Genomic DNA, 21,714 nt, shown 5'->3' with positions numbered 1-21,714 from the left:
AAGGAAACCGAACATGCAAATAGCCAACAAACACTTCATCGTCAGCGGCGCCGCCTCCGGGCTGGGGGCTGCCACCGCGCAGATGCTGGTCGAGGCCGGCGCCAAGGTCATGCTGGTCGACCTCAATGCCCAGGCTGTCGAAGCCAAGGCCCGCGAGCTGGGCGCCAACGCCCGCTTCGCGGTGGCCGACATCAGCGACGAGCAGGCTGCCCAGGCGGCGGTCGACGCGGCTATCCGTGCCTTCGGCAGCCTGCACGGGCTGGTCAACTGCGCCGGTGTCGTCGGGGCCGAAAAAGTGCTTGGCAAGCAGGGCCCGCACGGCCTGGCCAGCTTTGCCAAGGTCATCAACGTCAACCTCATCGGCAGCTTCAACCTGCTGCGCCTGGCCGCAGCGGCCATGGCCGAAGGGGTGGCCGACGAGAGTGGTGAGCGCGGGGTGATCATCAACACCGCTTCCATCGCCGCCTATGACGGCCAGATCGGCCAGGCCGCCTACGCGGCCTCCAAGGGTGCCGTCGCCAGCCTGACCCTGCCGGCCGCCCGCGAGCTGGCGCGCTTCGGCATCCGGGTGATGACCATCGCCCCTGGCATCTTCGAAACCCCGATGATGGCCGGCATGAGCGAAGAAGTACGGGCATCGCTGGCAGCCGGTGTGCCGTTCCCGCCACGCCTGGGTCGCCCGCAGGAATATGCCGCGCTGGTCCGCCACATCATCGAGAACAGCATGCTCAACGGCGAGGTAATCCGCCTCGACGGTGCACTGCGCATGGCTGCCAAGTAAGGAGAACCCACATGACCCTCGCCAACGACCCGATCGTAATCGTCAGCGCCGTGCGCACGCCCATGGGCGGCCTGCAGGGCGACCTCAAGAGCCTGACGGCGCCACAACTGGGCAGCGCGGCCATTCGCGGCGCCGTCGAGCGCGCCGGCATCGATGCCGCCAGTGTCGAGCAGGTCCTGTTCGGCTGCGTGCTGCCGGCTGGTCAGGGCCAGGCGCCGGCCCGCCAGGCGGCGCTGGGGGCTGGGCTGGACAAACACACCACCTGCACCACCCTGAACAAGATGTGCGGTTCGGGCATGCAGGCGGCGATCATGGCCCATGATCTGCTGCTGGCTGGCACCGCCGATGTGGTAGTGGCCGGTGGCATGGAAAGCATGACCAATGCCCCCTACCTGCTGGACAAGGCCCGTGGCGGCTATCGCATGGGTCACGGCCGGGTCATCGACCATATGTTCATGGACGGCCTGGAAGACGCCTACGACAAGGGCCGGCTGATGGGCACCTTCGCCGAAGACTGCGCCCAGGCCAATGCCTTCAGCCGTGAGGCCCAGGACCAGTTCGCCATCGCCTCGTTGACCCGTGCCCAGGAAGCGATCAGCAACGGCCGTTTCGCCGCCGAGATCGTCCCGGTGGAAGTCACCGAGGGCAAGGAAAAGCGCCTTGTCAAGGATGACGAACAGCCGCCCAAGGCGCGTCTGGACAAGATCCCGCAGCTCAAGCCAGCGTTCCGCGAAGGCGGTACGGTGACTGCGGCCAACTCCAGTTCGATTTCCGACGGTGCCGCGGCGCTGGTGCTGATGCGCCGCTCCGAAGCCGACAAGCGTGGCCTCAAGCCGCTGGCGGTGATCCATGGCCATGCCGCCTTCGCCGACACCCCGGCACTGTTCCCGACCGCTCCGATCGGCGCCATCGACAAGCTGATGAAACGCACCGGCTGGAACCTGGCCGAGGTCGACCTGTTCGAGATCAACGAGGCTTTCGCCGTGGTTACCCTGGCGGCCATGAAGCACCTCGACCTGCCCCACGACAAGGTCAACATCCATGGTGGTGCCTGCGCCCTTGGCCACCCGATCGGCGCCTCCGGCGCACGTATCCTGGTGACCCTGCTCTCGGCCCTGCGCCAGAACAACCTGCGCCGCGGCGTGGCGGCCATTTGCATCGGCGGTGGCGAAGCCACGGCCATGGCTGTCGAATGCCTGTACTGAGGTGGACCATGCTGGTAACTGACGAACAACAACAGATCGCCGACGCCGTGCGCGCCTTTGCCCAGGAGCGCTTGAAGCCGTTTGCCGAGCAATGGGACAAGCAACATCGCTTCCCCAGGGAAGCCATCGAGGAAATGGCCGAGATGGGGCTGTTCGGCATGCTGGTGCCGGAGCAGTGGGGCGGTAGCGACACCGGTTATGTGGCCTATGCCATGGCCCTGGAGGAGATCGCCGCCGGTGATGGTGCCTGCTCGACCATCATGAGCGTGCACAACTCGGTCGGTTGCGTGCCGATCCTGCGCTTTGGCAGCGAGCAGCAGAAAGCCCAGTTCCTGGCCCCGCTGGCCAGCGGCGCGATGCTCGGCGCCTTCGCCCTGACCGAACCCCAGGCTGGCTCCGATGCCAGCAGCCTGAAGACCCGTGCGCGCCTGGATGGCGACCACTATGTGCTCAACGGCAGCAAGCAGTTCATCACCTCCGGGCAGAACGCCGGGGTGGTGATCGTGTTCGCTGTCACCGACCCGGACGCCGGCAAGCGCGGCATCAGCGCCTTCATCGTGCCCACCGATTCGCCGGGTTACCAGGTGGCGCGGGTCGAGGACAAGCTTGGTCAGAACGCTTCGGACACCTGCCAGATCGTTTTCGACAATGTGCGCGTGCCGGTGGCCAACCGCCTGGGCGCGGAGGGTGAGGGCTACAAGATTGCCCTGGCCAACCTCGAAGGCGGCCGTATCGGCATTGCCGCGCAAGCGGTGGGCATGGCTCGCGCGGCGTTCGAAGTGGCGCGCGACTATGCCAACGAGCGGCAGAGCTTCGGCAAGGCGCTGATCGAACACCAGGCCGTGGCGTTCCGCCTGGCCGACATGGCGACGAAAATCGCCGTGGCCCGGCAGATGGTGCTGCACGCCGCCGCGTTGCGCGATGCCGGGCGTCCGGCGCTGGTGGAAGCGTCGATGGCCAAGCTGTTTGCCTCGGAAATGGCCGAAAAGGTCTGTTCGGATGCCTTGCAGACCCTGGGCGGTTATGGCTATCTGAGCGACTTCCCGCTGGAGCGCATCTACCGCGACGTTCGGGTTTGCCAGATCTACGAAGGCACCAGCGACATTCAGCGCATGGTCATTGCGCGCAATCTTTGAAGGAGCAGACTGCATGGCATTCGAAACCATCCTGTTGGACATCCACGGCAAGGTCGGCCTGATCACCCTCAACCGCCCACAGGCGCTGAACGCGTTGAATGCGCAGATCGTCGGCGAGATCAACCAGGCCCTGGACCAGCTCGAGCGTGACCCGAACATCGGTTGCGTGGTGCTGACCGGTTCCGCCAAGGCCTTCGCCGCCGGCGCCGACATCAAGGAAATGGCTGAGCTCCAATACCCGCAGATCTACGTCGACGACCTGTTCAGCGATGCCGACCGTATTGCCAACCGACGCAAGCCGATCATCGCCGCGGTGGCCGGCTTTGCCCTGGGCGGTGGCTGCGAGCTGGCGATGATGTGTGACTTCATCCTGGCGGCGGACAACGCCAAGTTCGGCCAGCCGGAAATCAACCTCGGGGTGTTGCCGGGCATGGGCGGCACCCAGCGCCTGACCCGCGCGGTCGGCAAGGCCAAGGCCATGGAACTGTGCCTGACTGGCCGCCTGATGGGGGCCGAAGAAGCCGAGCGCGCTGGTTTGGTGGCGCGTATCGTGCCGCAGGCGGAGTTGGTGGAAGAGGCGCTGAAGGTGGCGGCGACCATTGCCAGCAAGTCGATTCCGGTGAGCATGATGGTCAAGGAAAGCGTCAATCGGGCGTTTGAGGTTACCCTCAGTGAAGGCGTGCGCTTTGAACGCCGAGTGTTCCATGCCGCGTTCGCCACCGAGGACCAGAAAGAGGGCATGGCGGCCTTCATTGCCAAGCGTGAGGCGCAGTTCAAGGATCGTTGAGTCTTTTCAGGTGCAGGCCTTGAGAGGTCGTCGCCTGTAAGACCGAGCGCCGCCCGCACGGCGCTCGGTCTCACAGGCACTGCAAATGTCGTGGCAAGCACCTGGCAGCCCGAACCAATCCCTCGCATGTTTCCCCGGGCTACCCCCCCAGCACTCTACCAAGCACCGACCAGCGGATTCTGCACAATAGAAGCAAATTACCACCCGATTGCAGTTGCTCCACGCGACGTGGCGCCTTAGACTTCCGCCCCCTGTAAAAGAGTGCCGGTTGGCGCTTGAAGAATTCCGCCACCGATGCCAAGGCGTCGGCAGCATATGAATCGCCCAAATGCACATTTTTTCATAGAGAAATCGATGACCAAGGAACAGTTGCTGGCCATGTCGGCCGATGACTACATGAACGCTGAGCAGCTGGCTTTCTTCGCTGGCCTGCTGCAGGCGATGAAAGTCGAAACCCATGAACGCATCGAGCTGAGCCGCGCCACCATCGAAGGCCTGGACACCCCGTCGGACCCTGCCGACGTGGCTTCGGTCGAAGAGGAGCGTAGCTGGCTGGTAAATGCCATCGACCGCGACCAGCGTCTGCTGCCCCAGCTGGAAATGGCCCTGGAGCGTATCGCCGACGAGAGCTTCGGCTGGTGCGATGACAGCGGTGAGCCGATCGGCCTGAAGCGTCTGCTGATCAGCCCGACCACCAAGTACTGCATCGAAGCCCAGGAGCGCCACGAGCAGCTCGATCGCCACCAGCGCCAGGTGTAATCCCGCGCGGTGGAGCAAGCCCCACGGAGCGATCCCTGGGGCTTTTTGCGTTTTTTTGCCGGCGGCGGTTTTGTTGCCCCGCGCGTAATACTGCTATACCGGGATGCGCTGTTTCCGCGCGGCGAGCGGGCGTATCATGGTTACATCGTTAGGGTGCTAATTAAATTCCGGGAGGAAGGATGAATAGCCGGGTCGATGTCGCCGTGATGATTGGCTCGGGTGTGCCGGCCACGCTGCGGGCGCTGGGTAAACGCATCTGCTGGGTGGTGCTGGTCAATGGCGAGCGCCGCGGCACCGTCTTCGCCACGCGCGAAGAGGCGCTGGAGTGCCAGGCAGCCTGGTTGCAGAAGTTGAAGAAAGGCTGGGCGGCCTGAGCGCGTCGATTGCGCCGGCCTCGGTAAAAGCAGAGCAGGCTGTTTCAACGACAAGAAAAGCGCTTTGCCTCTCGACGGATTTCGGTGTTTTCGTGCATATTCTGCCCTCAGTAATGCACTGATGGATTGCCGGCCCCGTTTTCACGTGCGTTCCGGCATTACCTGTCGCACCTTTCTGGCGGGTTTGCTGTCAGACATTACACTTCCCGGATCGGGAATATGCCGAAAGCCTGTATTGAGGCCAGATCTGGCAAGCCAGAGTAAAGAATCCCGCACGCCGCATCGCCGGCGGGTACAGACGCTTCGTATATCGCTTCATTACTCTTTTCGCCATCGACAAGAAATGGCCGTGTTTCACCGAGCTTGGGTGAGCGCGGGATGTAACCGGTTGAGGATTACTTCATTGGCAGTTAGCACTCTTGATACCCATGCGTTATTCGCCCTGGGCGACTTGCGCGGTAAATTGGCCCAGCTGTTCCAGGGCCGCTTTGTCTATGTCACCGAACAGAATCCCGAAGGCCTGTACATGGCCGAGATTGACACCGAAAGCGCATTGGTGGTCGATGACAAGCAGCGCCTCGAACTGAAAGTCGGCGACCACTTCCGCGCCGCCGTACTGCCCAGCCGGGAAGGTGGCAAACTGGAAATGCGCTTTCGCGAAATCAAGCTGAACGTCTATGGCGTAGGCGATTACGCCTTCGTCTCGGTCCCCGAAGGCGAAGGCATCGTGTTCCGTGAAGGCCACGGTGTCATGCTGGTGTTCGCTGCGCAGCAGCAAATACAGGAAGGCCTGGGCAAGTTGCTGAAGACGGTGACTGGCAAGGTCGCCAAGTGGCGCAAAGGTGAACTGACCACCTTCAAGGCCAGTGAATGACCCACAGTGACGCCACGCCCGCCACGCGTGCCGAGTTTCATCGCCAGCATCAGGCTGGTGCCGTGGCCGAAGCCGAGCGTTTGCTGGCCAGGCGCGCAGAACTGCAAGGCGCCTGGTTGACCTGGGTCGCCAGCGAATTGTACCGCCTTGGCCCGCCGCCTTATGTGGCCATGGTCCGCCGCGAGTTGCAGCGCCTCAGCCAGGCGTGAAGCGACTTGTCAGTTGCCGCGATCACGGCCGCTGCTGACTTCTTCCGGCACCGGCTCGTTGGCCATGCGCTTGCGGAACAGCGCTGCCCGGGCCAGCAGCAGCGTGGTTACCGGCACGGTAATCGACAACAGGATCGGAATCAGCCAGGCGTGCAGCACCGGGGCTTCCTTGAGCCAGGAAAAGTAGATGATCGAGGCCAGTGCCACGCACCAGGCGCCGATGGTCGAGGCCAGTGCCGGCGGGTGCATGCGCTGGAAATAGTCCTTCAGACGCAACAGGCCCACGGCACCGATCAGCGCGAACAGGCTGCCGACCAGCAGCAGTACGGCGGTAGCCAGCTCTACCCAAAGCGGTAGTTGCAGGGACTCGGTCATTCGATCACCTCACCGCGCAGCAGGAACTTGGCCAGGGCAAACGAGCCCACGAAGCCGAATAGCGCAATCAGCAGGGCACCTTCGAAGTAGGTGTCGCTGGCATAACGGATGCCCAGCACCAGCATGGTCAGCATGGCCAGGATGTACAGGTAGTCCAGCGCCAGGACCCGGTCCTGCGCGGAGGGGCCGCGGAACAGCCGGATCAGCGCCATGGCCATGGCCAGGGCGAAGATGAACAGGCTGGCGAGGACAGCATTGGCGAGCAGGCCTGTCATTGGAAGATCTCCATCAGCGGGCGTTCGTAGGTGTCCTTGAAATGCCGGATGAAGGCCGCCTCGTCATCCAGGTCGAACACATGCAGCAGCAATACGCTGCGGTCCAGCGCCAGCTCGGACCAGACCGTGCCGGGCACCACCGTGGTAATCATCGACAGCGCCGCCAGGCCATGCGCATCGCGCAGGCTCAGCGGGATGTGCACGAATGCCGAGCATGGCGGCTGCTTGCCGGCACGCAGCACGCCACGTGCGACCAGCAGGTTGGACATGATCACGTCGACAGCGACCCGGCCGAGCAGCCGGGCAACGGCCAGCGGCCGCCGCACATGGGCATGCTGCGGGCGCAGCGGTGCCATCAGTAGCGGTGCCAGCACGCCAAGCACGGCCCCCAGCAGCAGGTTGCCAGGGCTGAGCGAAAGGTTCAGCAACAGCCACAGCGCGAACAGCGACAGCGATAACAGCGGGGCAGGGAACAGTCGCTTCATGGCTGTACCTGTACGTCGAGCGAGGTGGGACCAGGGATCGGCCGGGCGGCCATCACTGCCTGGATGTAAAGCTCGGGAGCCTGCAGGCTGGCAGCGGTGTCCTGGGTATAACGCAATAATGGCTCGGCCCTGAGGCTGAGGAAGATGCACAGGCCGAGCAGGATGACGATGGGCAGGCATTCATAGCGGCGCAGTAGCGGCGATGGGCGCTCCTCGGGCTTCCAGAAACGCTGGATGCCGACGCGGCCAAAGGCGATCAGCGAGGCCATGCCTGACAGGATCAGCAAGGTCACAAGGCCCCAGCCGGATGTCCCCAGGGGTTGCTCGGGTGGCACACCCAGGCCTTGGGGATTGAACAGTGCGCTGATCAGGTTGAGCTTGCCGATAAAGCCTGACAGCGGTGGCATGCCAATGATCAGCAGGGCACAGGCGATGAAGCTGAGGCCGAGGAATGCCATGGTCCACGGGATGATCTGGCCGATCACCACCTTCTGTTCGTCGTCGAGGTTGATGCCCTTGGGTGGGTGCAGTGACTCCAGCGGCGGCGGCATGGCGTCTTCCTCTTCCTCCAGCGGCGCTTCATTGGCCGAGCGCGAGCGTTCGACCAGCTCGGCGAGCAGAAACAGTGCGCACAGCGCCAGGCTCGAGTTGACCAGGTAGAACAGCGCTGCACCGGTCAGCGCCGACTGGGCGAAGCCGATGGCAGCGAGCAGGGTGCCGGCCGAGACCAGGATGCTGAGGGCGGCCATGCGCTCCAGGCGCTGCGCGGCCAGGATCGAGACCGCCGCCACCGCCAGGGTGACCAGGCCACCCGCTACCAGCCATTCGCCAGCGAAGTGCGCCGAAGCCCCGGCCTGCCCCGAGAACAGCAGGGTCCACAGGCGCAGCACGGCATACAGGCCGACCTTGGTCATGATCGCGAACAGCGCCGCCACTGGCGCACTGGCGGAGGCATAGGCCGGTACCAGCCAGAAGTTCAATGGCCAGATGCCGGCCTTGGCCAGGAAGGCGATGGCCAGGATGGCCGCACCGGCATGCAGCAAGCCACGATCGGCCTCTGGCACCAGCGGGATCTTCACGGCCAGGTCTGCCATGTTCAGGGTGCCGGTCACGCCGTACAGCATCGCCGCGCCGACCAGGAACAGTGACGAGGCAAACAGGTTGATGGCGATGTAGTGCAAGCCGGCGCGTACCCGGGCGCGGCCAGAACCGTGCAGCAGCAAGCCATAGGAGGCGGCCAGCAGCACCTCGAAGAATACGAACAGGTTGAACAGGTCGGCGGTGAGGAAGGCACCGTACAAGCCCATCAGCTGGATCTGGAACAGCGCGTGAAAGCTGGCACCGGCAGCATCCCAACGGGCCCGGGCAAACAGCAGGGTACTGAAACCGATGGTGCCGGTGAGGGCCAGCAGCAGCGCCGACAGGTGGTCGACCACCAGCACGATGCCGAACGGCGCCGGCCAGTTGCCCGGCAGGTACACGCCGATCGATTCTGCCTGGCCCTGGATGCGCACCCACAACAGCAGGCTGACCGCGATGGCCAGGCCGGTAAAGGTCGACAGCAGGTTCAGCCGGGCCTTGAGCTGCCGGTGTTTCTCGCCCAGCAGCAACATCACCGCTGCGGTTACCAGCGGCAGCAGGATGGGCGCGATGATCAGTTGGCTCATGCCGCTCATTCGTCACGCTCCCGGCCGTCGACGTGGTCGGTACCGGTCAGGCCGCGCGAAGCCAGCAACACCACCAGGAACAACGCGGTCATGGCGAAACTGATGACGATGGCGGTGAGCACCAGCGCCTGCGGCAGCGGGTCGGTGTAGTGCAGCAGGTCCTGGGGCACGCCGTCCTTGATGATCGGTTCCTTGCCGATGAACAGGCTGCCCATGCTGAAGATGAACAGGTTGACTCCATACGACAGCAGGCACAGGCCCATGATCACCTGATAGGTGCGCGGACGCAGGATCAGCCACACCCCCGAGGCGGCCAGGACACCGATGGCGATTGCAATCACTTCTTCCATCAGGCGGCTCCTGCTTGGCTGGTTTTCGCCGGGTTGCCCGGGCGGTAGGCGCGCACCGACTGGTGCGCCAGGGCGGTGAGGATCAGCAGGGTCGAGCCGACCACCACGGTGAACACGCCAACATCGAAGAACAGCGCGCTGGCCACGTGCACGTCACCGAGCAACGGCAAGTGCACGTGGGCGGTATGGGTGGTAAGGAACGGGTAGCCGAACAGCATGGCGCCCACCCCGGTCAGGGTTGCACACAGCAGCCCGGTGCCCATCCAGCGCAACGGCCGCAAGCTCATCTGCGCCTCGACCCACTGGGTACCGGCGACCATGTACTGCAGGATGAACGCCACCGACATCACCAGGCCGGCGACGAAGCCGCCCCCGGGCTGGTTGTGACCACGCATGAACAGGTACATCGATACCAGCAGGGCGATCGGCAGCAGCAGGCGCACCAGCACTGCGGGGACCATCATGAAGCCCAGCGCGGTGTCGGTGGCATGCCGCGGGTTGATCAGGTCGGTGACCACGTCGGGTGCCAGCTGGCGCTGCTGCGATGGCAGCTGCATGCTTTCCTTCGGAGGGCGGAAGCGCCGCAGCAGGGCGAACACGGTCAGCGCAACGGCCACCAGCACGGTAATTTCACCGAGGGTATCGAAACCACGGAAGTCGACCAGCATCACGTTGACCACGTTGGTGCCACCGCCCTGGGGCAGCGCACGGCTGAGGTAGAACGAGGAAATGTCGTTGGGCGTTGGCCGGGTCAACATGGCGTAGGACAGCACCGCCATGCCGCCACCTACCAGCACCGCCAGCAGCAGGTCGCGCAGGCGACGCATGCGCGCACGATCCAGGCTGCCCGGCAGTGGCGACACACCTTCGATCCGCCGTGGCAGCCAGCGCAGGCCGAGCAGGATCAGCACGGTGGTGACCACTTCCACCACCAGCTGGGTCAGCGCCAGATCGGGCGCCGAGAACCAGACGAAGGTGATGCAGGTCATCAGCCCGCAGACACTGACCATGGTCAGCGCTGCCAGGCGGTGGTACTTGGCCTGGTAAGCGGCACCGATGGCGCAGGCGATCGCAATCAGCCACAGCGCGACGAACACGCCCGAACCGGGAATCTTTGGCCGCTCACCCCAGCTCAGGCCACTATAGAGCATGGGGATGAGGCCGGCGACGAAGGCGGCGAGCACCAGCATGAACAATTGCGACTGCAGGCGGCGAGTGGTGAGCAGGCGTTCGATGCGCCGCGCCAGCAACATCAGTTGCACCTGGCCTTGCTCGAACAGGCGCTTGCCGTTGAAACGCTCGATCAGCGGCGGGTACGGGAAACGGCCCAGGCGCAGCTGTTTGCGCAGTACCAGGTACAGCACGGTACCGCCAGCCATGGCCACCAGGCTCATGATCAGTGGCGCGTTCCAGCCGTGCCAGACGGCCAGGCTGTATTCCGGCAGGGTGCCCCCCACCACCGGTAGCGCGGCGGCGGCCAGTAGCGGGCCGACCGACTGGGCCGGGAAGATGCCCACCACCAGGCAGGTGAGCACCAGCAGCTCGACTGGCGCGCGCATCCAGCGTGGCGGTTCGTGCGGGGTATGCGGCAGGTCCGTGGCGCTGGGGCCGAAGAACACGTCGACGGTGAAGCGCAGTGCGTAGGCCACGCTGAAGGTCGCGGCCAGGGTGGCGATCAGCGGCAGGGTGGCCTCCACCCAGGCGGTGGAACTGATGAATACCGTTTCGGCAAAGAACATTTCCTTGGACAGGAAGCCGTTCATCAACGGCACGCCGGCCATCGAGGCGCTGGCCACCATCGCCAGGGTGGCGGTGTACGGCACCAGGCGGACCAGGCCGCTCAGGCGGCGGATGTCCCGGGTGCCGCTTTCATGGTCGATGATGCCAGCGGCCATGAACAGCGAAGCCTTGAAGGTGGCATGGTTGAGAATGTGAAACACGGCGGCAACGGCGGCCAGCGGGCTGTTGAGGCCAAGCAGCAGGGTAATCAGGCCCAGGTGGCTGATGGTCGAATAGGCCAGCAGGCCCTTGAGGTCGTTCTGGAACATGGCGGCAAAGGCGCCGAGCAGCAGGGTAAGCGCGCCTGCACCACCGACGATCCAGAACCACTCTTCACTGCCCGAGAGCACCGGCCACAAGCGCGCCAACAGGAACACCCCGGCCTTGACCATGGTCGCCGAATGCAGATAGGCCGATACCGGGGTCGGTGCTGCCATGGCATGGGGCAGCCAGAACTGGAAGGGGAACTGTGCGCTCTTGCTCAGGGCGCCGATGAGGATCAGCGGCAGCAACACTGGGTACAGTGCATGCTGGCGGATGACGTTGCCAGCAGACAGGACCTTGTCTAGGTCGTAGCTGCCTACCACGTGGCCGAGCAGCAGGGCGCCTGCCAGCAGGCACAGGCCGCCCGCGCCCGTGACCATCAGCGCCATGTAGGCACCGCGACGGGCGTCGGCACGGTGGTGCCAGTAGCCGATCAGCAGGAAGGAGAACAGACTGGTGAGTTCCCAGAAGAACACCAGCTGGATCAGGTTGCCGGAAATCACCAGGCCGAGCATGGCGCCCATGAAGGCCAGGAAAAAGGCGAAGAAGCGTGGTACCGGGTCTTGTGGCGACATGTAGTAGCGCGCATACAGCGACACCAGTGCACCGATGCCCAGCACCAGCAGCGCGAACAGCCAGGCGAAGCCGTCCATGCGCAGCACCAGGTTCAGGCCCAGGCTGGGTAGCCAGAGGAATTCTTCGCGGATCACGCCGCCGTGGGCAACCTGAGGATACAGCAGTGCTACCTGGACCGTGCCGACCAGGGCGACGAGCCCGGCGAGAATGGACTCCGCGTTACGTGCGTTGTGCGGCAGCACGGCTGCCAGGCAACTGCCAACGAACGGCAGAAGCAGTAGCACTATCAATGACATAGCGGCCTATTCTGGAGAAGTTTGCCAGGAATCATACGTGCCAGCGGTGTGATCACCAACACGCAAGGTGTCGCAGAATCCTACAAACAGGCTGTGAAGCGCTGGTTTTTTATAACACTTTCTTACAAAGCATAGCCGCAGGTTTAGAGGTGGGCGTGCCGTCAGCGTTCACTCTGTGCCGCCAGTGCTGTCTGGTTTTCCTCGGTGCGGCGCATCCTGAGTTCGCTGACCACAACCGCGATCACGATCAACAGGCCGCCGAGCAGTGCCACGCCCGGCAAGCGTTCGCCGGCAACACGCCCGACGATCCCGGCCCACACGGGCTCGCCAGCATAGATCAGGGTGGCGCGGGTGGGTGAGACCGATTTCTGTGCCCAGTTCATCGCCACCTGGATCACTGCGCTCATCGCACCCAGGCCCACCGCACTGGCCACTAGCAGCCAGGAAAAATCGGGAATGCGCTCCTGGGTTGGCACGATCATCAGGAATGCCAGCAGCGAGGCGGTCGCCAGTTGCACTACCGTGACCCGGCGTACATCGACCTGACCGGCGTAGCGGCTGATCAGGATGATTTCGCCGGCGATGGCCACCGCACTGACCAGGGTCACCAGTTCACCCTCGCTGAAGTGCAGGCTGCCGCCTTCCGGCCCGGCCAACAGCATCAGGCCGGTGAACGCCAGGCCGATACCAATGCTCGGCATCAGGCCTGGTCGCCGGCCCAGCACCAGCCATTGCAGCAGCGGCACGAACGGCACGTACAGCGCGGTGATGAATGCCGACTGGCTGCTGCTGATGGTTTGCAGGCCCATGGTCTGCAAGCCGTAGCCGAGCATGATCGACACGCCGATCAACATGCCGGCCTTGAGTTCGGTGAACGTCAGCCCTGGCAGCGCCCGCGCCGAGACCACACCCACGAACAGCGCGGCGGCTGCGAAGCGCAGGCCGACGAAGAACATCGGCCCGCTGACGGACATCACGTTGTGCACCAGCAGGAAGGTGCCACCCCACAGCATGGTGATGAACACCAGCACCAGTTCGGCCTTGCTCAGGCGAAAGGTGAGGGCAGGGGTCGGCTTGCTGCTGGGCTGGTTCATGGTCTTGCGCACTCGGAAGGGGCGGCGCACAATCGCCGCAAAGTGGGCAGTATACTGCGCAATTCCTACCAGTGAGCACTATAGTGCACAAAGAATCTTTGCACCGGGCTTCGGTGCTGCAACATGTCAGCCTCAATGTACGCAGGCTGCGCAACGCCGCAGGTATCAGCCAGGCCGCGCTGGCCGAACGTTCCGGGGTCAGCCGGCGTATGCTGGTGGCGATCGAGGCGGGCGAGAAGAATGTCAGCCTGACGACCCTCGACCTGATTGCCGAAGCCCTGGGGGTGGCCTTCAGTACCCTGATCCAGGCACCTGACCAGCGCGACCCGGGCCGCATCGAAGAACTGGCCTGGGCGGGTGAGCATCCGCAGAGCAGGGCGGTGCTGCTGGGCAGCAGCCCGGCGAGGCGCGAGGTGGAGCTTTGGGAGTGGACCCTGGCACCCGGGGAGTGCTACTGCAGCGAGGCCGACGCCGAGGGCTGGAGCGAGCAGATCTATGTGGCCGAAGGTCAGCTGACATTGATCATCGAAGGGGCCGAGCACTGCCTGCGGCAAGGCCAGTTTCATGTGTTTCCCAGCAACTGCCGGTATGCCTACCGCAATGACGGGGCCTTGGCGGTGCGCTTCGTGCGTAATGTGGTCATTTGAGTTTGCCGGCGTAGGAGCTGCACGGCAGCCCCCAGCGAATCCGGCACCGCTCAGCTTCTCAGCAGCTCGTCGGTGTTCACCACCTTGGCATAGGCAAACGCCAGCGCCGCCATTGCCGCACCATGCACGTCCGCCGCCGGCACCTGCTTGCCATCGAACTCCAGGGGCAAGGTTGCACAGGCATCGTGCGCCACGGTCACCTGGTAGCCCAGATCTGCTGCGGCACGGGTAGCGGCGTCGATGCACATGTGGCTCATGCTGCCGACGATGGTCAGGGCTTCGACACCATGCTGGTCCAGGGTATGTTCGAGGTCGGTCCCGAGGAAGGCATTGACCTTGTGCTTGAGCACCACCGGCTCACCCGCTTCGGGCCGGACCTTGGCGTGGATGGCAGCGCCCTGCGAACCCGGCGCGAAGAACGGGGCATCGGCACTCTCGAACTCATGCCGCACGTGCACCACCAGGTCGCCCCGTTGGCGCGCCGCCGCCAGCAGCCGTGCGGCGTTGTCGGCCGCCTGTTCAGCGCCATCGAGGGTCCATTTGCCGCCGGGGAAATAGTCGTTCTGAATGTCGATGATGATCAGCGCCTGCTTGCTCATGCTGCCTCCTGGGCAGTAGTCGTTGGATGACGTTAGTTATAGGCTGTGGCGACTGACCTGAGGATTGGCGCAAACGACACTATGCGGGCAAAAACTGACAATGCCACCAGCCTGGATATCGGCCTGTTGCTGTACCAGGGCGTGCAGCGTGCTGCCGTGCACGGCCTGGCCGACCTGTTTCTGGTGGCCAACCGGGTAGCTGCCGAATTGGGCGCCGTCGAATTGCCGCGGGTACGCGTCAGCTTCTGGCAGGCTGACGAGACGGGGCAATTGCAGCCTGCCCCCGAAAGCCCTGGCGTCGCTGTGTCCGAGCTGCGTGTGCTGATCATACCGCCGAGCCTGGAGTCGGCACCGCAAGCCGAGCTGCTGGAGCGCCACCGCGTGCCGCTACGCGAGCTGCACGGGCGTGGTACGGTGCTGGCGTCGGTGTGCATCGGTGTGTTCTTCATCGCGGCCAGTGGCCTGCTCGACGGGCGCCCGGCCTGTACCCACTGGAACTACGTGCAGGCGTTGGCCCAGCGCTTTCCCAGGGTACGGGTCGAAGCCCAGCAGCCGCTGCTCGATGATGGCGACCTGATCACCTCGGCCGGCTTGATGGCCTGGACCGACCTGGGCTTGCGTTTGCTGGAGCGCTTCATGGGGGCGACCTTGGCACGGGAAACCGCCCGTTACCTGGCAGTGGAGCCGGTGGCGGCGCCGTTGCCGGGGGCCGTGTTCCGCCCGCGCCTGGAACATGGCGACGAGGCGGTGCTGAAAGTCCAGCACTGGCTGCAAGGCAATGGCGGGCAGGATGCCGACCTGTCCGGCATGGCAGCCTGCGCGGGGCTGGAGGCACGCACCTTCCTGCGCCGTTTTCGTGCCGCAACCGGGTTACGGCCGACCGAGTACTGCCAGCACGTGCGGGTTGGCCGGGCGTGCCGCTTGCTGGAGTTCACCCGGCGTAGCGTCGATCAGATCGCCTGGGGTGTCGGTTATCAGGACCCGGGCGCGTTTCGCAAGGTGTTTCAGCGCATCACCGGCCTCACACCGAGTGATTATCGCCGGCGCTTTGCGGTATCCGGCCAGGGCGAGTGCAGCGCATCCGCCGCGGAAAAACGCTTGACCTTGATATAACTTGAGGTTTTACCCTGCCCGGCATCGCGCTGCATGCGTCCGTAGCAAGGAGACTGCTCATGATCGCAACACCCCATGCCCTGTGGTTTACCCAGTTGATCGAATATGAAGTGCCCGGCGTCTGCCAGCCGGCATTGGCCCAGGCGCTGGTGGCGCGCAGCGAAGAGCTGGCCATACGCTGTGAAGGGCTACAGGGGGTCAGCATTCAGGCCAGTGACGATGGCAGCCGGGTGTTGCAGTACCTGCAATGGCAGTCCCGCCAGGCGTGGGCAGCAGCAGCCGTGCATTTCGTCGAAGAGCCGTTTCTCGAACTGCTTGCCCGGCATCAGGCGCGTGGCGTCAGGTTTGCCGCCTACCAGGCGCTGCGCAGCCTGGTGCGTGGTGCCGATGGCGGCCTGCATTGTCAACTGAGTGATGCTCAGGCATACCAGGGCGCATAGTGTGGATAGCGGTCCAACCGGGCGCCGATGACCATTTCGCTGATCCAGGACGCCAGGATCGAGCTGTAGGCTTTCTGGCTCGCTTCGCTGGACAACGCATGGTCGGCGCCGTCGACGATGCGGTGGGTGAGCGAGTGGGCGCTGACGAATGCCGAGCGGTAGCTCATCAGCGTGCTGTGCGGCACGTAGTCGTCCTGTTCGGACTCCACCAGCAACACGTCGCCAGCGAACTCGGCGCAGGCCGCCAGTGCACGGTTGTCCGCCGGGCCGAGCGGGCGCTGGCGGTAAGCGTTCAGGCGCTGCCGGTCGAGGGTCTGCTTGGGAATCTCCCACTCCTCGTCCCAATACATGGCCGGTACGCGCAGGGCCAGCCATTTGACTGGCCGCTCGCGGGTCAGCAGGGTGGCCAGGTAGCCGCCATAGCTGCTGCCGATGATGGCGATGGCGCTGCTGTCGACGGCAGGGTGGCTGACCAGGCGGTCGTAGGCCACGATCAGGTCCATGAGGTTCTGTTCGCGGGTAACGGTCAGCCGTTGGCTTTCGGTCTTCTCGTGGCCGCGCAGATCGAAGGTCATGCACACGCAGCCCAGCCCGGTGATGTGCCGGGCACGTGCCAGGTCGCGTTGCTGGCTGCCGCCCCAACCATGCACGAAGAGAATGCCCGGCATCTTGCTGCCAGGGCTGACCAGGGTGCCGACGATGCTGTCACCCTCGACCTGCAGTTCAACGGTTTCACTCTGAATGGTCATATTCGCGAATCCGCGCAAATTTGCTGAGTTGTCCGAGTTCACTGTCGTTTCCTTGGTAGAAGAGGGTGGCGTCAGTGGGCAATTCGGGGGTACCGAATACTTCATGGGTGGAAGCTCGCACCTGTTGCAATGCCGGGTCGTCGGCAAAGGCTTGCAAGGCCAGCAGTTCGGCACTGCTGGCGCCGCCCAGTCGCCAGGATTGTTCGAGTACGCCGCTGCGCAAGTGGCCCTGGGCGGTGAAGCCGCGGGCGATGTCGTAGTTGCGGCGGGAGGCGATGAAGCCCGGCAGGTGCCGCTCGGCTGCCTGCTCGTAGACGATTGCCTGGTTGATGGCCAGGCGCACGTGGTCCTCCAGTGCTAGCTGCAGTAGTGCATCGTAGCCGCCGCGCACCAGCACCAGGTCGGAGCCGCCATAGACTTCGCTACCCTGATGATCGCGGGTCAGGTGTTGGGTGCCGTGGTAACTGCAGGTCTGCCCGGCGACGCGTACCTGACCGACGCTGAAGGTCTGCACTTCGCTCAGGTCTTCTTCGAGGACCAGCCCCCACAGTGCCAGCTGCTGGTCATCCATGCCGGCCAGCAATGGTTCCAGCGCATCCGCCGCGGTAATGACCGCTTGCCCGCGGCCTGCACAAGCCAGCACCGGCTTGATCCGCAATGGGCCGTCCCGCAGCAGCAGGCGTGCAGCGTTGCGCGCGTCGGCTTTGCTGAACACTGTGTAGCCGCGCAACAGGGCGTCGCTGGCGTGCCGGGCGAAGGCATCGGTCCAGCCCTGAGGGAAACTGGCCCCGCCCGGTAACGGGTGCGAAATGGCCTTGGTCGCCATGTAGGGGTAGGCGACCAGGCCGCCGAACAGGTCGTGTTCGCTTTGGATGCCCAGGGCGGACTGGCGCCTGGGGTCGACCAAGGTTTCGGTGGGCAAGTAATAATAGCCATCGGCTGCGGTCGGCGGCTGGCTGGGCTGCACATGCGGGCAACCCAGCAGGCGGGCCAGGCCTTCGGCAAGCTTGAGATGCACGGCATGCTCATGGTCAGGGGTGCGCACCCGGGTGTCGAGCAGCACCACGCCGCTTTTAGGGGCGCAGGCATTGGGCATGGTCATTTGCCTTATGCAATGAATGTATCTGTGTGAAGCCGCTACTTTGGCGAAGTTCAGCGGGAGTTGATCGGTGGTCCTGGCCGTGCTGTAGGAAATGTCTGGCTTGCGCAGGGCGTGGCGGGCAATGCATGCCGTGTGTCGGTCGCCACGATTGCAGGGCTTCGACGGCTGTTCCATTATCGGCACACTGGATCAACCGTGATGTAGCCGCAGGAGAGCGCATGAACGTTCAGACCACCCTTGAGCAAAGCGTGCCGCAGCGCTTGGCGCAGGTTCGCCAGGCCATGGACGCAGAGGGCATCGATGCCCTGCTGGTACCCTCGGCCGACCCCCATCTTTCCGAATACCTGCCGGGCTACTGGCAGGGGCGGCGATGGCTGTCTGGGTTCCACGGCTCGGTGGGCACGCTGGTGGTCACGGCTGGTTTTGCCGGGTTATGGGTCGATAGCCGGTATTGGGAACAGGCGGAGCATGAGCTGTCAGGCACCGGCATCGAATTGATGAAGCTGCTCCCAGGCAAGCCTGGCGCGCTGGAATGGCTGGGCGATAACGTCGAGCCCGATGGCAGCGTGGCCGTGGATGGTGCGGTCATGGCCTTGGCGTCAGCACGCCAGCTGGGCGAGCGGCTGAAGCTGCGCGGGGCACGACTGGTGACAGACAAGGACCTGTTGGAGCAGGTCTGGGATGGGCGCCCGGCGCTGCCGGGCAACCCGGTTTACCAGCACTTGCCGCCCCACGCTACGGTCAGCCGGGCGGAAAAACTCCAGCAGTTGCGCCAGAGCCTTAAGGCCAAGGGAGCCGACTGGCATTTCATCGCCAGCCTGGATGACATCGCCTGGCTGTTCAACCTGCGCGGCAGTGATGTGTCCTATAACCCGGTGTTCCTGGCCTTCGCCCTGATCAGCCAGCAGCAAGCCGTCCTGTTCGTTGGCCTGGACAAGCTCGATGACCATCTGCGCCAGGTGCTGGACGCCGATGGCATCGAGGTGCGCGACTACGCCGAGGCAGGCGCGGCCCTTGGCGCCCTGCAGGCCGGCAGCCGCTTGCTGGTCGACCCGGCCCGGGTCACTTGTGGCCTGCTGGACAACCTGGCCGCCGGGGTTGAACTGATAGAGGGGATCAACCCCACCACCCTGAGCAAAGCGTGCAAGGGGGAGGACGACCTGGTTCACATCCGCCAGGCGATGGAGCAGGACGGCGCAGCCTTGTGCGAATTCTTCGCCTGGTTCGAAGCCCGCCTCGGTCAGGAAGTCATTACCGAACTCACCATCGACGAACAGTTGCGGGCCGCGCGCGCCCGCCGTCCAGGCTTTGTTTCGTTGAGTTTCGCGACCATTGCCGCCTTCAATGGCAACGGCGCCATGCCGCATTACCGCGCCACCGAACAGTCGCACGCGGTCATCGAGGGCGATGGCCTGCTGCTGATCGATTCGGGTGGGCAATACCTCGGCGGTACCACCGACATCACCCGCATGGTGCCGGTAGGCAGCCCCAGCCTGCAGCAGAAGCAAGACTGCACGCGGGTGCTCAAGGGCATGATCGCCCTGTCGCGTGCCAGCTTCCCGCGTGGCGTGCTGTCGCCTTTGCTGGACGCCATTGCGCGGGCACCGATCTGGGCTGACCAGGTGGATTATGGCCACGGCACCGGGCATGGGGTGGGTTACTTCATGAACGTGCACGAGGGGCCGCAGGTGATTGCCTATCAGGCGGCGCCTACACCGCAGACCGCGATGCAACCGGGCATGATCAGCTCGATCGAGCCGGGCACTTACCGACCAGGGCAGTGGGGCGTGCGCATCGAAAACCTGGTCGCCACGCGCGAGGCCGGCAAGAGCGCGTTTGGCGAGTTCCTCAACTTTGAAACCCTGACGCTGTGCCCGATCGACACCCGTTGCCTGTTGCCCGAACTGCTGGCCAGAGAGGAATTGGACTGGTTGAATGGTTACCACGCCCAGGTGCGTGAGCGACTGGCGCCGTTGCTCCAGGGCGAAGCGCTGGCTTGGCTGGAAGCGCGCACTGCGCCGGTGTAAGGCAGCGCAAACGAAAAGGGCAGCGTGCAAGCTGCCCTTTCCGTTATTTGCAGATGACGATCATGCTGCGGCTGGTGTAGCCCGCCGGGTTGATACCGAACAGGTAGTCACCGGCTTCTTCGTCGCTATCGCCAGACCGGGCAATGACGCGGTAACCACGCGTGCTGCAGGAACTTGCAGCCTTGCTGTAGCAATTGTCCCACGACGAAGAAAGGCCGGAGCAACTGATATGCAGGCCCTTCTTGCCCCTTTTGACCTCGGTCTTGGCCGTGGCAGCACATCCAGCAATGGCCAAGATGGCCAGGATGAGAAAAATACGTTTCATTCCTGTCCTTAAATGCGGAGCGGATCAGCTGTCTGGCCCCGTCGTTATCGCTTTGGTTCTTCCTGAAAATTCCCCAGCGTCCGTGTTCGGTCCAGTAGATAGCGTAAAGATGATGATTTTGTGACAGCTTAATCAGCGAGGGCGGTCGCCACAATCACTATTCCTGCCTCAAATGAAACTATTTCTCATGTCAGTCTGCGGCGACCGCCGGGCTCGGCTCCTTGCGCATGGACAATGTGGTGCCGACCGACGCAGTGATGATCGCCAGAATTGCCAGCCATTGGGTAAGCGTCAGCACCTCGCTGAGAAACAGCAGGCCGGACAGCGCGCCGAACGCCGGTTCGATGCTCATGAGGGTGCCGAAGGTGCGCGCCGGAATACGCGTTAGCGCGACCATCTCCAGGCTGTAGGGCAGGGCGGTGGACAGCACCGCAACGCCCAGGGCCATGGGGATCACCGCGGGCGTGAGCAAGGTGGTGCCAGCGTGGGCGATACCGATGGGGGCGACGAACAGGGCAGCCACCACCACCCCGAGCGCTGCGCTCTGGATGCCGTGCTCGGCCCCGGCCCGTTGCCCGAACAGGATGTACAGGGCCCAGCACACACCGGCGCCCAGGGCATAGGCGGCGCCGACCGGGTCGAGGGCCTGCCCGCCATCGCCAGCCGGCAGCAACAGCAGCAGGCCGACGATGGCCAGGGCAATCCACAGGAAGTCGATTGGCCGACGCGAGGAGAAGATCGCCACCGCCAGTGGCCCGGTGAATTCCAGTGCCACGGCGATACCGATCGGTACCGTGCGCAGGGCCATATAGAAGAGGAAGTTCATGCCACCCAGCGCCAGGCCATAGATGATCACGTTGCGCAGGGTGTTGCCTGTCATGCGGACGCGCCACGGGCGCAGTATCAGCAGCATGATGATGCTGGCGAAGATCAGGCGCAGGGTGGTCGTGCCTTGTGCACCAACGATGGGGAACATGCTTTTGGCCAGGGAGGCACCGGACTGTATCGAGGCCATGGCGATGAGCAGCAGGCCGATCGGGAACAGGGTAGCGGCCAGGCTGCGGGGTTGGGTGTTCATTTCTGTGCGGCGATCCGTGGCAGGTTGAAGTGAGCACTATAGTGCGCAATTGCTCTGGAAGGGAACAGACACCGCAGGCACCAGGGACCGCACAGGTGGGTTGGCCCGGGCACACGTCAGCCCTGTCGCCGTCGATTTTCAGAAATATTCTGATCTTTGAAATTAAAGGTTGACCGCTTCGGATATCGCCCTATAATGCGCCCCACTCCAACGCGGTAGCGAAGCGAAGCAAGCCATCATGTTGGGTCAAGTGTTTGAAGCTAAACGAGTTTCTCGCGAAAAACTTCAAAATAAACGCTTGACAGGCAATGAGGAAAGCGTAGAATGCGCGCCTCGGTTGAGACGAAA

The 21,714-nt window shown here is 64.0% G+C and carries 24 protein-coding genes; 12 read left to right on the top strand and 12 right to left on the bottom strand.

The window, feature by feature from the left end; all coding sequences use genetic code 11:
* Positions 1 to 13: 13 nt before the first annotated feature.
* The 8 genes from ACLEJP_RS18720 to ACLEJP_RS18685 all read left to right on the top strand — a co-directional run bounded on the left by ACLEJP_RS18720 (position 14) and on the right by ACLEJP_RS18685 (position 6,125).
* Positions 14 to 781 carry an SDR family NAD(P)-dependent oxidoreductase gene (locus ACLEJP_RS18720; protein ID WP_440808719.1) on the top strand — a complete coding sequence of 256 codons (768 nt, stop codon included), beginning with the start codon at positions 14 to 16 and terminating at the stop codon, positions 779 to 781.
* Positions 782 to 792: 11 nt separating this feature from the next.
* Entirely contained in the window at positions 793 to 1,986 is a 1,194-nt protein-coding gene (locus ACLEJP_RS18715; RefSeq protein WP_440808718.1) for an acetyl-CoA C-acyltransferase, read from the top strand.
* Positions 1,987 to 1,994: 8 nt separating this feature from the next.
* Positions 1,995 to 3,122: an acyl-CoA dehydrogenase gene (locus tag ACLEJP_RS18710; RefSeq protein WP_440808716.1), complete on the top strand. Its 1,128-nt coding sequence runs from the start codon at positions 1,995 to 1,997 to the stop codon at positions 3,120 to 3,122.
* A gap of 13 nt (positions 3,123 to 3,135) precedes the next feature.
* Positions 3,136 to 3,909, top strand: coding sequence for an enoyl-CoA hydratase (locus tag ACLEJP_RS18705; protein ID WP_440808714.1), 774 nt, complete (start codon positions 3,136 to 3,138; stop codon positions 3,907 to 3,909).
* A gap of 354 nt (positions 3,910 to 4,263) precedes the next feature.
* Positions 4,264 to 4,668 (top strand): TraR/DksA family transcriptional regulator, encoded by a 405-nt coding sequence (locus ACLEJP_RS18700; RefSeq protein ID WP_225777110.1) that lies wholly within the window; start codon positions 4,264 to 4,266, stop codon positions 4,666 to 4,668.
* 179 nt (positions 4,669 to 4,847) lie between these two features.
* A complete protein-coding gene (locus tag ACLEJP_RS18695; protein ID WP_440808710.1) occupies positions 4,848 to 5,042 on the top strand; it encodes a hypothetical protein in 195 nt (64 codons plus the stop codon).
* A 403-nt stretch (positions 5,043 to 5,445) separates the two neighbouring features.
* Positions 5,446 to 5,916: a hypothetical protein gene (locus ACLEJP_RS18690; RefSeq protein WP_225777112.1), complete on the top strand. Its 471-nt coding sequence runs from the start codon at positions 5,446 to 5,448 to the stop codon at positions 5,914 to 5,916.
* Entirely contained in the window at positions 5,913 to 6,125 is a 213-nt protein-coding gene (locus ACLEJP_RS18685; protein WP_440808708.1) for a hypothetical protein, read from the top strand. Before ACLEJP_RS18690 ends, ACLEJP_RS18685 begins: the two co-directional genes overlap by 4 nt.
* A 9-nt stretch (positions 6,126 to 6,134) precedes the next feature.
* Here ACLEJP_RS18685 and ACLEJP_RS18680 read toward each other — a convergent pair whose 3' ends face one another.
* From ACLEJP_RS18680 to ACLEJP_RS18650, 7 genes are all read right to left on the bottom strand, one after another.
* On the bottom strand, positions 6,135 to 6,500 hold the full coding sequence (locus tag ACLEJP_RS18680; protein WP_440808706.1) for a Na+/H+ antiporter subunit G: 366 nt from the start codon (positions 6,498 to 6,500) through the stop codon (positions 6,135 to 6,137).
* Positions 6,497 to 6,775, bottom strand: coding sequence for a K+/H+ antiporter subunit F (locus ACLEJP_RS18675; protein ID WP_440808704.1), 279 nt, complete (start codon positions 6,773 to 6,775; stop codon positions 6,497 to 6,499). The genes ACLEJP_RS18680 and ACLEJP_RS18675 overlap by 4 nt, the downstream gene beginning before the upstream one ends.
* Entirely contained in the window at positions 6,772 to 7,260 is a 489-nt protein-coding gene (locus tag ACLEJP_RS18670) for a Na+/H+ antiporter subunit E (protein ID WP_440808701.1), read from the bottom strand. Before ACLEJP_RS18670 ends, ACLEJP_RS18675 begins: the two co-directional genes overlap by 4 nt.
* Positions 7,257 to 8,936, bottom strand: a complete 1,680-nt coding sequence (locus ACLEJP_RS18665) for a monovalent cation/H+ antiporter subunit D (protein ID WP_440808698.1) — start codon at positions 8,934 to 8,936, stop codon at positions 7,257 to 7,259. Before ACLEJP_RS18665 ends, ACLEJP_RS18670 begins: the two co-directional genes overlap by 4 nt.
* Entirely contained in the window at positions 8,933 to 9,277 is a 345-nt protein-coding gene (locus tag ACLEJP_RS18660; RefSeq protein WP_225777117.1) for a Na+/H+ antiporter subunit C, read from the bottom strand. Before ACLEJP_RS18660 ends, ACLEJP_RS18665 begins: the two co-directional genes overlap by 4 nt.
* Positions 9,277 to 12,192, bottom strand: coding sequence for a monovalent cation/H+ antiporter subunit A (locus ACLEJP_RS18655; protein WP_440808695.1), 2,916 nt, complete (start codon positions 12,190 to 12,192; stop codon positions 9,277 to 9,279). Before ACLEJP_RS18655 ends, ACLEJP_RS18660 begins: the two co-directional genes overlap by 1 nt.
* Before the next feature lie 161 nt (positions 12,193 to 12,353).
* Positions 12,354 to 13,286: a DMT family transporter gene (locus tag ACLEJP_RS18650; protein ID WP_440808692.1), complete on the bottom strand. Its 933-nt coding sequence runs from the start codon at positions 13,284 to 13,286 to the stop codon at positions 12,354 to 12,356.
* A gap of 83 nt (positions 13,287 to 13,369) precedes the next feature.
* Between ACLEJP_RS18650 and ACLEJP_RS18645 the strand changes: the two genes are divergently transcribed.
* Positions 13,370 to 13,933, top strand: a complete 564-nt coding sequence (locus ACLEJP_RS18645; RefSeq protein WP_440808690.1) for a helix-turn-helix domain-containing protein — start codon at positions 13,370 to 13,372, stop codon at positions 13,931 to 13,933.
* A gap of 50 nt (positions 13,934 to 13,983) precedes the next feature.
* On the opposite strand, the gene ACLEJP_RS18640 is transcribed toward ACLEJP_RS18645, so the two are convergent.
* Positions 13,984 to 14,532 (bottom strand): cysteine hydrolase family protein, encoded by a 549-nt coding sequence (locus tag ACLEJP_RS18640; protein ID WP_440808688.1) that lies wholly within the window; start codon positions 14,530 to 14,532, stop codon positions 13,984 to 13,986.
* 81 nt (positions 14,533 to 14,613) lie between these two features.
* Between ACLEJP_RS18640 and ACLEJP_RS18635 the strand changes: the two genes are divergently transcribed.
* Together ACLEJP_RS18635 and ACLEJP_RS18630 are read left to right on the top strand one after the other, a co-directional pair.
* Positions 14,614 to 15,645: a GlxA family transcriptional regulator gene (locus tag ACLEJP_RS18635; RefSeq protein ID WP_440808685.1), complete on the top strand. Its 1,032-nt coding sequence runs from the start codon at positions 14,614 to 14,616 to the stop codon at positions 15,643 to 15,645.
* A 59-nt stretch (positions 15,646 to 15,704) separates the two neighbouring features.
* The gene (locus ACLEJP_RS18630; RefSeq protein WP_440808683.1) at positions 15,705 to 16,085 is read left to right on the top strand and encodes an antibiotic biosynthesis monooxygenase; all 381 of its coding nucleotides are present in this window, start codon (positions 15,705 to 15,707) and stop codon (positions 16,083 to 16,085) included.
* Here ACLEJP_RS18630 and ACLEJP_RS18625 read toward each other — a convergent pair.
* A complete protein-coding gene (locus tag ACLEJP_RS18625; RefSeq protein ID WP_440808682.1) occupies positions 16,064 to 16,834 on the bottom strand; it encodes an alpha/beta hydrolase family protein in 771 nt (256 codons plus the stop codon). The genes ACLEJP_RS18630 and ACLEJP_RS18625 overlap by 22 nt on opposite strands.
* Positions 16,818 to 17,936 (bottom strand): DUF3182 family protein, encoded by a 1,119-nt coding sequence (locus ACLEJP_RS18620; RefSeq protein WP_440808679.1) that lies wholly within the window; start codon positions 17,934 to 17,936, stop codon positions 16,818 to 16,820. The genes ACLEJP_RS18625 and ACLEJP_RS18620 overlap by 17 nt, the downstream gene beginning before the upstream one ends.
* A 218-nt stretch (positions 17,937 to 18,154) precedes the next feature.
* On the opposite strand from ACLEJP_RS18620, the gene ACLEJP_RS18615 reads away from it, so the two are divergent.
* Entirely contained in the window at positions 18,155 to 19,963 is a 1,809-nt protein-coding gene (locus ACLEJP_RS18615; RefSeq protein WP_440808676.1) for an aminopeptidase P family protein, read from the top strand.
* Between the two features lie 43 nt (positions 19,964 to 20,006).
* Here the strand turns inward: ACLEJP_RS18615 and ACLEJP_RS18610 are convergent, their stop codons facing one another.
* Positions 20,007 to 20,288, bottom strand: a complete 282-nt coding sequence (locus ACLEJP_RS18610; protein WP_296231646.1) for a hypothetical protein — start codon at positions 20,286 to 20,288, stop codon at positions 20,007 to 20,009.
* Positions 20,289 to 20,478: 190 nt separating this feature from the next.
* The gene (rhtA, locus tag ACLEJP_RS18605) at positions 20,479 to 21,366 is read right to left on the bottom strand and encodes a threonine/homoserine exporter RhtA (RefSeq protein WP_440808674.1); all 888 of its coding nucleotides are present in this window, start codon (positions 21,364 to 21,366) and stop codon (positions 20,479 to 20,481) included.
* Positions 21,367 to 21,714: the final 348 nt, after the last annotated feature.

Source organism: Pseudomonas sp. SMV7 (genome assembly GCF_052041995.1).
Taxonomy (GTDB): domain Bacteria; phylum Pseudomonadota; class Gammaproteobacteria; order Pseudomonadales; family Pseudomonadaceae; genus Aquipseudomonas.
The sequence above is the reverse complement of the archived record's forward strand: the minus strand, read 5'-3'. Positions and strand labels throughout refer to the sequence as shown.